The following is a 14,054-nucleotide window of genomic DNA, read 5'->3' as shown; positions in this document are numbered from 1 at the left end:
AACCAGCGAAACCAGGGAACTGCCTTCTCGCGGTCCACGCACCCGCCCACGCACCCGCCCACGCACCCGCCCACGCACCCGCCTACGCGGGCGTCACCAGCAGCGGTCGCGCCCTCTCCCGCAGCTCCACGACCCGCGGCTCGTCGCCGTACGGCTCGAGGCGGTGCAGCAGATCCCGTACGTACTCCGTCGTACGCGCCGACGAGATCCGCCCGGCGACCTCCACCGCGCGCGTGCCCGCCGCGCACGCCGCGTCCAGGTTCCCCGACTCCAGCTCCGCCACCGCCGACACCACCAGGCGCAGCCCGTGCGAGCGCACGAATTCCTCCGTCGGCCGGGACAGCGCCTGCTCGGTGAAGCGGCGCACCTGGCGGGGCGCCTTCAGATCGCGGTAGCACTCGGCGGCGTCCGCCGCGAACCTGTCGTACGAGTAGAAGCCCAGCCAGGACGGGTCCGCGTCGCCCTCCCGCGAGCGCTCCAGCCACCCCTCGGCGGCCTTCAGCGCCGCCCCCGCCGCCACCGCGTCGCTCGCCTTGGCGTGCGCGCGGGCCTCGACCAGCCGGAAGAAGCTCATGGTGCGCGCGGTGGCCAGCCCTCGGTTGCGCTCCAGGGCCGCCTGCGCCAGGTCCACGCCCTCGTCCGCGAACCCGCGGTACGTCGCCTGCAGGGACATCGACGCCAGCACATAGCCGCCCAGCGGGACGTCCGCGGCGGCCCGGGCCAGGCGCAGCGCCTGGATGTAGTACCGCTGCGCCGCCTCCTGCTGCCCGGTGTCGAAGGCCATCCACCCGGCCAGCCGGGTCAGCTCGGCGGTCGCCCCGAACAGTGCGCGGCCCACCTCGTCGGAGTACGAGCCGAGCAGCAGCGGCGCCGCGTCCACCCGCAGGCACTCCGGCACCATCGACGAACGCCAGTCCCCGCCGCCGTACTTGGAGTCCCAGCGGCGCGCGTCCTCCGCGGCCTCGCGCAGCTTGGCCACATCGCTGTGGCCCACGCGTGCGGGAGCGTCGGGAGTGTCCTCTGTGGCGTCGACCGACCGTTCCACCGAGGAGTCGGCGGGTGTTATCAGCCAGCGCGAGGCAGGCGTGGCGTAAGCGCTCACTGCGAAGGATCCGGCCAGCGACTGCCAGATGCCCCCGCTGCCCGCCCGCCGCCCCGCCAGATCCAGGCGGTACAGCTCCGTGGCTGATTTCACCGCCTCTCCCACGTCGCGCGGGAAGGCGAGCCCGACCTCGGGGGCCGGATCGGCGTCCGCGAGGCCGATCTCGTGCAGCGGCACGGGACGGCCGAGCTTCGCGCCGATGGCGGCGGCGATGAGGTGGGGCGCGGCGCCCTGCGGCACCATGCCCTTCGACACCCATCTCGCCACCGACGTCTTGTCGTAGCGAAGAGTCAGACCGCGCTGCGCACCTAGGTCGTTGACCCGCCGGGCGAGGCCGGCGTTGCTGATTCCCGCGAGGGCGAGAACGGTGCCGAGCTTTTCGTTCGGCCCGCGTTGCTCCCTGGACATGCGCCACCCCTCGACACACAGACGGCCGCCGCGACGCCCGTGGGGCGCACGGCATTCGTACTGCGTCCTCCCCGGTGAGCGGCTCCCGTATCCCGGCTGCAAGAGCATGTGGCCGAGCCCCTCGGAATATGCGCCCCCTGTGGAGAACATCAGTAAACACAGCGTAGTTCGCCGCATCCCGACCGTTAAGAGGCGGTGTTCCGTATGGCGAGATTGTTGTGCGCTCTGTTGGATGGTTGACCGTTGGCGCGTCGCCGTCGTGCTCCGGGCGTGTGGCCGTGCGCCCGTCCGTGCGCTCTGGCCGGTCAGTTGGGGGAGCGCTTCCATGAGTGCTGCGTGGGTCGGCCCACTGCGTACTGGAACCGGTGGGCTGGGGGACACCGCCGCCTCAATCCCCGCGGGCGGCGGACCGGTCCGGGAGGCGAACAGCGCCTCCCGGACTGTGCGTTGAGGATTTCGGGGCACGCCTGGGGCACGGTTGTACGACTCCGATCCGCCCTGAGATTGGCTTGAAGTCGACTGTCCATGGGGTCCCATTTATTCCCGTGTGGGTGGTTGCCCGGCGCCTCGACTCTCCCTCGACCGTCGGCAAATCGCCAACGCCGGGGGCGCGTTCACTTTTTGCGCGCGCTGCCCAGATCGCGTCCAGTGCGCCTCCTTCGTGGCAGCATGTTCCCGAACGGCCATGGCCCGGCGGTCCCACGCCCCCGGTCCGGCGGCCCGGGTTTGTCCACACCCTGTGGAGGCGCGATGCGGTGGTTGGTGGGCTGGAGCAGTGTCGCCGCGAACTTCGCCACGGCAGGGTTCGGCGCCGGAGGGCTCGGTTCCGGAGGGCTCGGCACAGCGGGATCCGTCGGCGCGCCCGAAGAGGGCCGCACCGTCCACCCCGTGGGCTCCCAGCTGCTGTGGGGCGACCCCGACCCGCTCTGGGCGGTCGGCGACTGGCGACCCGACGAGGTGCGCGTCGTCACCGTCGACCCCATCGCCAAGCTCGCGGTCCTCGGCTGCTGCGCGGCCAGCGACGAGGAGCTGCGGGTGGGGCTCTTCGCCGCGCGCGGCGGTGCGCTGCGCCATCTGACGGCGTGGGCGGGCAGCTACACGGTCGTCGTGCAGGTCGGCCGCCGCGTCACCGTCATCGGCGACCTCGCCGGGGCGAGACCCGTCTTCTACACCCCGTGGGCGAACGGCACCGCGTACGGCACCGCCGCCCTGCCGCTCGCCGACCTGATCGAAGCGCAGCTGGACATCGGGCACTTGGCCGCGCTGCTGGCCTGCCCGGAGACGCCGGAGGCGCTGCGCGACTCCACTCCGTACGAGGGCGTCAAGCGCATCCCGCCCGGTCACGCGCTGATCCTGCGCGAGGGCTCGCGGGAGATCACCGGGTACGAGCCGGTGGCCTCGCTGGCCGTCGCCGGGCCGCAGATCGAGGCGGAGCGCGCGGTCGACGGCGTACGGGACGCGCTGATCGAGGCGGTACGGGCCCGGCTCACCGCGCCCCGGCACGCGCCCGAGACCCTGCCGCCCGACCCGGGGCCGGTCCCGGGGATGGGGCCCGCGGACCGGCGCGCCGCGCGGGGCGGGCCCGCGGCCGGCATCGGCGCGGACCTGTCCGGAGGCAGCGCGTCCGGCACGCTGGCGCTGCTGGCGGCGGGACTGCCCGGGGTGCCCGGCACGGTGCTGGGCCATGGGACGGGCGCGGGGGAACGGCTGCTCGCCGTCACCTTCAACGACCTGGCCACCGCCGGGCGCGAGGCGGAGCTGGAACGGGCCCGGGCCATCGCCTCGAACCCGCGGCTGCACCATGTGGTCGTCGCCGCCGGCGAGGAGGCGCTGCCCTACGCCGGACTGGAGGGCCCGCTGACGGACGAGCCCGCGCCCTCCCTGGTCATGGCGGAGCGCCATCGCAGCCGGCTGGGCGCGGGCAGCGCGGACCACTTCACCGGGGCCGGCGCCCGCCAGGTCCTGGACGCGCACCCGGCGCGGCTGGCGGACCTGCTGATGGACCGACGGCGGCGCCATCTGCTGCGTCCGGTCGCCGCCCTGGCGCGGGCACAGGGGCCGTCGCCGCAGTCGCTGTTCGTCCCGCTGACGGTGTACCGGGCGGCGCGACGGCTGGCCCGTACGCCCTACCGCACCGGCCTGGAGACGGCGGCGGGCCGCCTGGTCGAGGCGAACCGCCCGGGCGGCGGGCTGCTGAACGGCGCGGGACCGCTGGGCGCTTCGCTCGCCGCGCTGGCCTGGTCCCGACCGGGTCCGGCGGCGCGCTGGCTCACGGGGGAGGCTCTCGTTGAAGTATCGGTTCGGCTGACGGAGGCGGCGACACGCCCGACCTCCGTACAGCGTCCGGGTGAAGCACGCGCGCGTGCCGCGCTCGCCCGGCACGCGACCGACCAGCGAATCCTGGAGCAGGCGGCGGAGATCCGCAGCCAGCGTCTGCATGCGCCATTTCTGGACAACCAGGTCGTACGAGCCTGCCGCGACCTGCCCGAGTCGCTCCGGGTCCAGCCGGGCGCCCGGGCGGACATCCTCCGCAGGGTCCTGGCGGGCGCGGGCATCCATGATCTGCCGCCCGGCTGGGGCGCGACCACCCAGGCCACCTCGACGGCGGCGGCCCGCAAAGGCCTGCGCGCCTCGCTCCCGCACCTGCTGGCCCTCTTCGACGCGCCGCTGCTGGCGGACGCGGGCCTGGTGGAGGCGAGGGTGGTCCGCAAGGCGCTGAGGGCGGCGTCCGAGGGCGAGCCCATCGCGCTGGACGGCCTGGCCGACCTGATCTCCACCGAGCTGTGGCTGCGCAGGCTCCTGTCCCGAAGGGGCACCTGCTGGACGGGCACGGCGGCCCCGAAGCAGCGGGCGGTGGCCGGGGGAGTCCCGCCGAGGCCGACGCTGCGCTCGTAGGGATCGGGCGCGCGGCGGGCGTTGAGGGGTGGGCCTTCAGCCGCGGGCGGCGGGCGGCGCGCGGCACGCGGGCGTGTGGCTGGACGGCGCGTGGTCGGGCTGCGTGAGTGGCCGCCGGTGAAGACGGGTGGTCGGCCGCCGGACTGTCAGCCGCAGCTGATCTGCGACTGCGCCCAGTCGCCGAGCGCCAGCGAGTCCCGAGGCTTCTGCGGCTCCGCCACCAGGCGGATCGTCTTCCGCCCGGCGAGCGGCACATGCACCGGCACTGCCGGATCCCCGCCCCGCAGGACCGGGGACTGCCACAGCCGCGCCCCGTCCCCGTACACCGAGAACCGCATCGCCCCCAGGCCCAGCGTCAGGTCGTCGACCCCGACCCACGCGTCATAGGCGGAGCAGGGGCGGTTGAGGTCGATGACGACGGAGGACTGGGCGCGCACGGTCACACCGTGCCTGTACCGCTTGCCGTCGATCGACATGCCCCAGCGCTGCCAGATCCAGCTGCTCTCGGCGAGGCGCACCTCGGGGCCGGTGTGGTCGCCGAACAGGCCGTACGACAGCCGGTTCACCTGGTAGACCTTCGGGGCCGGCGGCGGAGGCGGCGGAGTGGGCCTGGGCGTCGGCTGGGGCGCGGGCGGCACCGGGGGAGCGGGCTCGCCGGGCGGCGGTGTGGGCTTCGGCTCGGGTGCGGGCTTCGGGGGCGGCGCCGGGCTCGGCGTCGGCTTGGGCGAGGGCTCCTGCTGCTGTGGCGTCGTGGTCGGGTCGGGGGCAGGCTCGGGGGCGGACGGCGCGGGCGCCTTGGGCTGCGATTTCGGCTGCGACTCTGGCCGCGATGCCGGCTTCTGCGAAGGGGCGGGGTTCTGCGGCAGGACGGAGTCCGCGAGCGGCGGCTTCGCCTCGGCCTTCGGCGCGGACTCGGGGTCGTTGGCCATGGCCCACACCAGTCCGGCGGCCGCCGCGACGGCCAGCGTCGCCGCGATCGCGGCCTTCGCCGGAGCGCCCAGCCCCTCCGAGGCTGCGGCGCCGCCCGCCGTGCCCCCGCCGCCACTCGCGCTGCCCGACGCACCGCCGGCCGTTGCATCCGCACCCGCTCCGGCAGCGCCCGCTCCTGCCGCCCCCGCCCCCACGGCCCCGCCGGCCACGATCCCGGCGGCCTTGAGGGAGTACCCCGCGGCGAACCAGCCGATGACCGCGACCGGAAGCAGCGCCGGAATCCCGGCGTTGACGTGCGCCAGCTCGCCCGCGGCCAGCCGGCACTTGGCGCACTCCTCGAGGTGGGCGCGCAGCCCTCGCTCGGCCCGCATCCGCAGCCCGCCGCGGGCGTACGCGCCCAGCCGGTCGGCATACCGGGCGCAGTCGCCGCCCGAGGTGAGCGCGGAGCTCACATGGGCTTGCAGATAGGCCTGCTTGAGCCCCTCGCGCGCCCGGCTGGCGAGCACCGCCGTGGCGTTGGCGGTCAGCCCGAACAGCGGCGCGACCTCGCTCGGCGACTCCTCCTCCACGGTCGTGTGCCAGAGCACCGCCTGCCACCGCTCGGGCAGGGAGCGGAAGGCCTGCATGGCCAGCGACTGCTCCGCCTCGTGCATCGCGCGCACGTCCGCGCCGAGATCGAGGGTCCCCTCGCTCGCCGCATCGGCGCCGGCGCCGCGGGCGGCCTCCGCGGCGAACACCGCGAAGTCGTCGACCAGTTGCTCGCGCTTCTGGCACTTCGCCCAGGCCGCCGCCACCCGGCGGACCGTCGTCAGCAGATATGCCCGCACCGCGTGCTCGGGTCCCGCGCCCCCGCGCACCGCCTGCAGTGTCCGTGCGAACACCTCGGCGGTCAGGTCGTCCGCGGTGTGCGCGTCCCGGCAGCAGGTGCGCGCGTACCGGCGGACGGCGTCGGAGTGGCGGCGGAACAGCTCCTCGTAGGCGCTGTCGTCGCCCTCGCGCATGCGCTGGACCAACTCGGCGTCGGAGAAAGGCAGTTCACGGGGAGGCGGCAGCACCGAACCGACGCCCGCGCCCTCGCGCTGCGCGGGAACGGTGTGCTCGTCCTGACCGCCGCCGCCACCGTCGCCGCGTGCGCTGAGACCGGGCTTCCTGGCCGACCGGCCGCGCCCGCCCTGGCTGGGCACCTGCCGAGAGGCGAGCCCGGCCGACTCCGCACCGCGTGCGCCGCCGGTTCCCTGGGCACCGAGGGTTCCGTCCGTGCCCCTCGGGCCGCCTGCTTCGCTCGCGCCGCCGAGAGACTCGTCCTGACTGTCACCGCTCATCGCGGAAGCCCCCGTTAGCACGCCCAGACCCGAACACCGGGCAAGCGTGCCACAGAGCGGCAGCGGGCCGAACCCCCTAGTACGGCAAGCACAACCATTCATCTGGGGAGAGTTACCGAATCCGAGCGCTAGCCATCACTCGTTCGGGGAAACCTCAACCGGCCTCACTGCACAGTCAGTTGACGCGGCACCGACCGACGCGGGCGCCAGCGCGAGCGCCAGCGCGGGCCCCACCGCGAGCACCAGCGCTGGGCGCAGACGCGAGCACAAGCCCCGACCGGTCACCTGCGCGAAGGAAGCACGCCCCCTGCCGTGCCCCTTCCACAACGCCTGTCACGACTCTCGTCACGACTGTCGTCCCGACGCTCGCGCCGACTCTCCTCACGCCGTCCGCGGACGCAGTCCCTCCAGCAGGATGTCCAGCAGTCGCGCCGAAGCCGCAGCCTGCTGCGCCGCGTCGGGCAGCGACGGCGCCGCCGTGGCTATCACCAGCAGGACGTCCGCCACGGTCACATCGCCCCGCAGCTCACCCGCCGCCCGCGCCCGGTCGACCAGCTGTCCCACGACCTCCAGCAGGTCCGCCGCGCCCGCGTCGTCCTGCTCCTCCGCCGGCAGCGGCCGAGGAGCGACGACGCGCAGCTCGGGCTGCTCGCCCGCGCGTTGCTGCGGAACCCGCGGCTCCTCCCGCGCGACGACGGTCGACTCCTCGGCGTCCACGCCCACGCGCAGCACCTGCGGCGGCAGCAGCCGGCCCGCACCCGAGGCCACCGATGTGCGCAGGAACCTGGAGAGCGCCGACCAGGGCTCCTCCTCCTGCCCCAGGGCCGTACGCGCCTGGTCCGTCAGCCTGGAGGTCTCCTCCTCGGCTATCCGGCGGACCAGGACGTCCTTGCTCGGAAAGCGCCGGTACACCGTGCCGACTCCGACCCTGGCCCTGCGCGCCACGTCCTCCATCGGCGCGCCGTAGCCCAGCTCTCCGAAGACCTCGCGAGCAGCCCGCAGGACGTGCTCGAGGTTGCGCTGGGCGTCTACCCGCAGCGGCGCCGAGCGGCTGGCCCCGCTCGATCCCGCTCGTCCGTTTCCACTGTCTCCGCCTATGACAGCGCTCGAATCGGGCGCGGCGGTCATACCGCTCCCGTTCCCGCCTGTGCTTCCGTGCCCGTCGAGCGACGGCGCCGGAGCGACGGCGGCAGCCTGCCAATGCGAATCTTGGATGTGCATACGTGTTCCCCCGGTCATGGTGTCTCCCCCTCGGAACGTCTCCCCCCGGAGACCTCCCCGCCCTGTAGTCAGGCGTGCCTCGACGGACACCCCGACGAAGTACGAACATAGTTGAGCCGGAGTCAATTCAGAAGGGGGTAGTTCCGCACACTGCGCCCCCCGATCGGAGCAAGGGCCGGAAGGTTCCGTATTCAACCCCCTCTCGATACCCCCCTCATATGCCCTGACCTGCGCATGTTCCGCCCGAGAGGGCCGTCGGCCTACGCCCGGCCGTAGACGTCTTCCGGTCACACAATTTGTCGGGGCTGTGGACAAACGACTGAGCCCGTTGCGTCATGGGATGGTGAAGGAACCTGCGCGCATTCTCGTTGTCGGCGGCGGCTACGTCGGGATGTACACCGCGCTGCGCCTGCAGCGGACGCTCAAGCACGAGCTGGCCCGGGGCGAAGCAGTCATCACAGTGGTCACGCCCGACCCTTATATGACCTATCAGCCCTTCCTCCCCGAGGCCGCGGCCGGCTCCATCTCCCCGCGCCATGTGGTCGTCCCCCTCCGCCGCGTGCTCGACGATTGCAAGATCGTCATCGGCCAGGCCAAGGCCGTCGACCACGCCAAGCGCACCGCGAGAGTCGTCACCCTCGCCACCGAGGAGGAGGGCGCGGGTCCCATCGAGATCACCTACGACGAGCTCGTCCTCGCGCCCGGCTCGATCTCGCGCACCCTCCCGATCCCCGGCCTCGCCGACTACGGCATCGGCTTCAAGACCGTCGAGGAGGCCATCGGTCTGCGCAACCACGTCATCGAGCAGATGGACATCGCCTCCTCCACCCGCGACCCGGCGATCCGCGACGCGGCCCTCACCTTCGTCTTCGTCGGCGGCGGCTACGCGGGCGTCGAGGCGCTCGCCGAGCTGGAGGACATGGCCCGCTATACCTCGCGCTACTACCACAACATCAAGGCCGAGGACCTGAAATGGATCCTCGTCGAGGCCGCCGACCGCATCCTCCCGGAGGTCGGCGAGGAGATGGGCAAGTACGCCGTACGGGAGCTGCGCGCACGCAACATCGACGTACGCCTCGAGACCCGTATCGACTCCTGCGAGAACCGGGTCGCGGTCCTCAGCGACGGCAGCCGCTTCCCGACCCGCACCGTCGTATGGACGGCGGGCGTCAGGCCCGCCCCGCTGCTCGCCGCGACCGACCTGCCCCTCAACGAGCGCGGCCGCCTCAAGTGCACCGCGCAGCTCACCGTCGCGGGCGTGGAGCACGCCTGGGCGGCGGGCGACGCGGCGGCCGTCCCCGACGTCACGGCCGAGCCGGGCCGGGAGTGCGCGCCCAACGCCCAGCACGCCGTGCGCCAGACCAAGGTGCTCGCGGAGAACATCGCGGCGTCGCTGCGCGGCGAGCCCCTCAAGGAGTACGCGCACAAATACGTCGGCTCGGTGGCCTCCCTCGGCCTGCACAAGGGCGTCGCGCACATCTATGGACGCAAGCTCAAGGGCTACCCGGCGTGGCTGATGCACCGGGCGTACCATCTCAGCCGCGTGCCCACCTTCAACCGCAAGGCCCGGGTGCTCGCCGAATGGACTCTCTCCGGGCTCTTCAAACGCGAGATCGTCTCCCTCGGCTCGCTCGAGCATCCGCGCGCGGAGTTCGAGCTGGCGGCGGGCGGCAGCGACCGGCGCCCGGGCCACGGCCCGCACCACCATGGGCCCCTGAAGCCGAAACAGCCCCCCGAGCCCGGCCCCGACGGTTCGTCGGGGAGCGGTCCAAGAGTCGAGTAGACGACCCCGGCTGTCAGTCCGGTCGGTCACACTGGACGTGTGACCATAGGTGGGCTCACACGTGCACAGAGTGACCCTTGGCGACAACCCATTGAGGCTAGAAAGTCAGTGAACTTCACGCGTTGGAGCCCAAGGCTCCCCGGTACGCAGCGTCGCGCCGCAGCACGGAGAACCGACCATGGGCTCTCCCCGACGCAGCGAGGGGAAGGCTCCGTGCCCGCGGCCCGCGGCGAGTTCGAGCAGCAGCAGCCGGCACAGCCCGTGCTCGACGCCCCCGCCCTCGAGGACTTCCCGGTACGGGAGATCCTCGGCCGTCTGCCCGCCCTGGTCGCCCTCGTCTACGGCTCCGAGCACCGCATCGCGTACGTCAACGACGCCTACGCCGCCGCCTTCGGACCCCGCCCGGCCGGCGCGCTCGCCGCCGACGTCTGCCCTGAACTGGCCGAACTGGGCCTGCTGCCGCTCATGGACCAGGTCCTGCGCAGCGGCAAGCCCCGCACCGTCAAGTCCCGCAAGGTCCTCGGCTCCGGCTCGTACACCGTCACCTGCCTGCCCGCGGAGAGCCCCGAGGAGGGCGCCGGAGTCCTCGTCTTCGCGGCCGACGTCACCGACCACGCCGAGGCCGCCGAGCGGCTGCGCGCCAGCGAGCGCCGCCACCGCGAGACGGCGGTCACGCTCCAGAGATCCCTGCTCCCGCAGGAGCTGGAGCAGCCCGACGACCTGCGCATCGCCGCCACCTACCAGCCGGGCGGCACGGACGCGGCCGTCGGCGGCGACTGGTACGACGTGATCACCCTCGGCGCGGGCCGTACCGCGCTCGTCATCGGCGACGTCATGGGCCGCGGTGTGCGCGCGGCGGCGGTCATGGGCCAGCTCCGCACCGCCGTGCGGGCGTACGCCCGGCTGGACCTGCCGCCGCACGAGGTCCTCCAGCTGCTCGACGGCCTCGCCGCCGAGATCGACGCCAGCCAGATCGCCACCTGCGCCTATGCCGTGCACGACCCGAACGAAGGCCGGCTCGTCTACGCCTCCGCGGGCCACCTCCCCATCCTGGTGCGCGACGAGGACGGCACGGTCAGCCGCGCGGCGGAGCCCACCGGTCCGCCGCTGGGCACCGGCGGCTGGATCCACACCTCGGGCTCCATCGCGCTCCCGCCCGGCTCCAGCGCCGTCCTCTATACCGACGGTCTGATCGAGCGCCGCGGCGAGGACATCGACGAGGGGGTCGCCGCGCTGGAGCGCGCGCTGTCCGGGGCGACCGGCGCCCCTCAGGTCGTGTGCGACCGGCTGATCCGCTCGCTGGGCGTCACGGCCGAGCACGACGACGACGTCGCGGTCCTGGTGGTCCAGCATCCGACGCGTACGGGACCGTCCGCCGAGCTGTTCCACAACGCGGCCCTCGACCTGCTCGGCGGCGTCGAGGCCGCGCCACGCGCGCGTGCCTTCGCCTCCGGAGTCCTCGCCTCCTGGCGCTTCTCCCCGGAGCTGCACGATCTGGGCGTCCTGGCCGCCAGCGAACTGGTCGCCAACTCCCTCCAGCACGGCACCCCGCCCATGCGCCTTCGGCTCCGCCGCACCGACCGCCGCCTGATCATCGAGGTGACGGACGGCGACGACCACCTTCCGCGCCGCCGCCGCGCGGAAACGGAAGACGAGGCGGGTCGCGGGATCTCCATCGTCGCGACGATCGCCTCGTCCTGGGGGAGCCGCCGCACGCCGGGCGGCGGCAAAGCGGTCTGGTGCGAGTTCGCCCTCCCGGCCTGAGCCGGACAGATTCGGTCTGAGCTGGTCTGAGCCGGTCTGAGCCGGTCTGGGCCCGGAGCTAGATCGCGGAGCCGACCGGCTCGGCCGGCTCCGCCGGGGCGGCATCGGCGGGCTTGTGCTGCGCCACCACCCGGGACCTCGCCGCCAGCGACGGCTGGTCCTGGACCGGGGTGAGCTGACGGCCCATCCTCAGCGCCAGCACCGTGATGCCGAGCGAGAAGAGCACGAACGTCACGATGTACGGCCCGTGCAACGCGGCGCCCATAGGCCCGCCCACGGCCGGGCCGATCGCCAGCGCGAGCTGCTTGACCAGGGCGAAGGCGGAGTTGTACTGCCCGACCATCGACTCCGGCGCCAGATCCGCGACGAGCGGCGCGACGGTCGGCGACAGCATCGCCTCGCCGAGCCCGAAGAGCGCGTACGTCGAGATGAACGCGGCCGTCGCCATCGCCTGGCTGCCGTGCCCCAGCCCCGCGTACCCCGCCGCGATCCAGGCCACGGCCCAGATCAGCCCGACGGCGGCGATCACCCGGCTGCGCCTGCGGCGCTCGACGAACTTCAGCACCACGAACTGCGCGACCACGATCACCGCGGTGTTGGCGGCCAGCGCGGTGCCGAGCGTGGCGGGCTGGATCCCGGCGGCCTCGGTTCCGTACGCCGCCAGGCCCGACTCGAACTGTCCGTAGCAGGCGAAGAAGAGGACGAACCCCAGCACGCACAGCTGCACCATGGCCCGGTGCCCGAACAGCGCGCGCATTCCGCCCTTGGCCTTGGCCTCGGCGTTCTCGGGGCGGGCGTCCGCGATCGACACCGTGCGCGGCAGCCGCACGCTCACCGCGATCCCGGCGAGCACCAGGAACATCACGGCCTCGATGGCGAACAGCAGCAGGAAGGTGTCCGGCTGGCTCTCGTCGACGATGTGCCCGCCGATCAGCCCGCCGACGCCGAGCCCGAGGTTCGACAGGAAGAACTGCATGGCGAACGCGCGCGTCCGGGTCGAGGTGTCCGAGGACCACACGATCATCGTGGCGAGCGCCGGCTGCATCACCGCGGTCCCGGCGCCGAGCACCGCCGCGGCGAGCACGACGGTCGTCGTGCTGCTGGCGAGCCCCATGCCCAGCGCGCCGACGGACGCCAGCAGCGCGGCCCCGACCAGCACGGGAAGCGGCCCGCGCCGGTCGATGACGCGGCCGGTGAAGGGGAGGGCGACGAGCGCGGCCATAGCGAAGGCCGCGAGGACGGCGCCGGCCGTCGTCGCGCCCAGGTCCCGGACCTGCGCCACATAGACGTACAGATACGGAACGGTGAAACCGAGTCCGAACGCGCTCAGCGCGTTCCCTGCCTGGATCCGGCGCATCGCTGCACCCATCGCCGTGCTCACACTCACCTGCCTCGAGGGTCTTGAACGGGCTTCAGCCCCTGAGCGAGGGGCTGAAGAGGTCTGTCTGAAGAGAGAAGAGAAGAAGAGGAAGAGGAAGAGGTCTGAAGGGAAGCGAAGGACTGACCCCTGAAGACTTCAACACTAAAGTTAGAACGTCAACAATACACATAGAAGGACTTCAACGCCAACGCGTACCGTGCGATACTTCGGCGCATGCCTACTGCGACCCCCGAGGGCCATAGCCCCGAGGCACCGTCCGGCCCGCAGGAGCCGACGCTCGACGAGCAGATCGCCGCGTATCAGCGCGAGTACGGCGACCTGGACCCCCAGGTCGAGAAGGTGGTCTCGGCGCTCGGCCGGCTCAACCGGCGGATGAACGTCGCGTACGGCCGCCAGCTCGCGGACCTCGGCATCAGCAACGCCGAGTGGGAGGTCCTCAAGACCCTCGTGCTCGCGGGCGCCCCCTACCGGCTGGGCCCGGGCGAGCTCGCCAAGCGGCTCGGTCTCACCCCGGCCGCGATGACCCACCGCATCGACCGCATGGCGGGCGAGGGCCTGGTCACGCGCGACCGCGACGAGAACAACCGGGTGCGGGTCATCGTCGAGCTGACGGACGAGGGCCGTACGAAGTGGCTCGAGGCGATGCGCATGGCGACGGACTTCGAGGAGGAGCTCCTCCAGGACCTCGAGCCCGGCGAGCGCGGTGTCCTCGGCGAGCTCCTCATCCGCGTCCTGCGCCGCGTGGAGCGCGCGCAGCCGGACGCCGGCGGACGCCTGACCGACCTGGACTAGGTCGGAGCTGGGGCAACGGAGAGCGGGGGTTGACACGACCCTCGCCGGTCCGTAAGGTTCTTCGAGTTGTCGCGGAGCCGGAACGGTTCTTCGACAGCCACTCCCGCCGCAGATGCGGCAACCAAACTCAGCACGATCTCCCAGCCGGGACGAATTTCGGCATGCCGAAATTCATTTCGAAGACTCGATTATGAGTCGCCTGGAAAATCCGCTAGAGTTTGAGCGTCGGAACGGCCCAACAGCCGCAAAGACAAACCCGAGTTCGACCGGGAATCAGGCCCGAAAGGATCTGATAGAGTCGGACTCACCGGAAAGGGAAACGCGGAAGCGGGAACCTGAAAGGCACCGAGGAAATCGGACACGAAAGAGTCTGATAGAGTCGGAGACGCAAGACCGAAGGGAAGCGCCCGGAGGAAAGCCCGAGAGGGTGAGTACAAAGGAAGCGTCCGTTCCTTG

The 14,054-nt window shown here is 72.6% G+C and carries 8 protein-coding genes; 4 read left to right on the top strand and 4 right to left on the bottom strand.

Going from position 1 to position 14,054, the window contains the following annotated elements; all coding sequences use genetic code 11:
• Nucleotides 1-82: 82 nt before the first annotated feature.
• The gene (locus AB0M39_RS20090) at nucleotides 83-1,510 is read right to left on the bottom strand and encodes an MFS transporter (RefSeq protein ID WP_365366131.1); all 1,428 of its coding nucleotides are present in this window, start codon (nucleotides 1,508-1,510) and stop codon (nucleotides 83-85) included.
• A 750-nt stretch (nucleotides 1,511-2,260) separates the two neighbouring features.
• On the opposite strand from AB0M39_RS20090, the gene AB0M39_RS20085 reads away from it, so the two are divergent.
• On the top strand, nucleotides 2,261-4,405 hold the full coding sequence (locus tag AB0M39_RS20085) for an asparagine synthase-related protein (RefSeq protein ID WP_365366129.1): 2,145 nt from the start codon (nucleotides 2,261-2,263) through the stop codon (nucleotides 4,403-4,405).
• A gap of 146 nt (nucleotides 4,406-4,551) precedes the next feature.
• Here AB0M39_RS20085 and AB0M39_RS20080 read toward each other — a convergent pair whose 3' ends face one another.
• Complete coding sequence (locus AB0M39_RS20080; protein WP_365366127.1) at nucleotides 4,552-6,657, bottom strand: sigma-70 family RNA polymerase sigma factor; 2,106 nt, start codon at nucleotides 6,655-6,657, stop codon at nucleotides 4,552-4,554.
• A gap of 381 nt (nucleotides 6,658-7,038) precedes the next feature.
• Nucleotides 7,039-7,878, bottom strand: a complete 840-nt coding sequence (locus AB0M39_RS20075) for a TetR family transcriptional regulator (RefSeq protein WP_365366125.1) — start codon at nucleotides 7,876-7,878, stop codon at nucleotides 7,039-7,041.
• Between the two features lie 340 nt (nucleotides 7,879-8,218).
• Between AB0M39_RS20075 and AB0M39_RS20070 the strand changes: the two genes are divergently transcribed.
• A complete protein-coding gene (locus tag AB0M39_RS20070; protein ID WP_365366123.1) occupies nucleotides 8,219-9,661 on the top strand; it encodes an NAD(P)/FAD-dependent oxidoreductase in 1,443 nt (480 codons plus the stop codon).
• Between the two features lie 108 nt (nucleotides 9,662-9,769).
• Entirely contained in the window at nucleotides 9,770-11,425 is a 1,656-nt protein-coding gene (locus tag AB0M39_RS20065) for a SpoIIE family protein phosphatase (protein WP_365366121.1), read from the top strand.
• A 58-nt stretch (nucleotides 11,426-11,483) separates the two neighbouring features.
• On the opposite strand, the gene AB0M39_RS20060 is transcribed toward AB0M39_RS20065, so the two are convergent.
• Nucleotides 11,484-12,782 carry an MFS transporter gene (locus tag AB0M39_RS20060; RefSeq protein WP_365366215.1) on the bottom strand — a complete coding sequence of 433 codons (1,299 nt, stop codon included), beginning with the start codon at nucleotides 12,780-12,782 and terminating at the stop codon, nucleotides 11,484-11,486.
• Nucleotides 12,783-13,019: 237 nt separating this feature from the next.
• Here AB0M39_RS20060 and AB0M39_RS20055 point away from each other — a divergent pair, with 237 nt between their 5' ends.
• The gene (locus AB0M39_RS20055) at nucleotides 13,020-13,598 is read left to right on the top strand and encodes a MarR family transcriptional regulator (RefSeq protein WP_365366119.1); all 579 of its coding nucleotides are present in this window, start codon (nucleotides 13,020-13,022) and stop codon (nucleotides 13,596-13,598) included.
• Nucleotides 13,599-14,054: the final 456 nt, after the last annotated feature.

Origin of the sequence: Streptomyces sp. NPDC051907 (genome assembly GCF_040681075.1) — a bacterium.
Taxonomy (GTDB): Bacteria; Actinomycetota; Actinomycetes; order Streptomycetales; family Streptomycetaceae; genus Streptomyces.
This window is presented reverse-complemented; position numbering and strand designations above follow the sequence as displayed.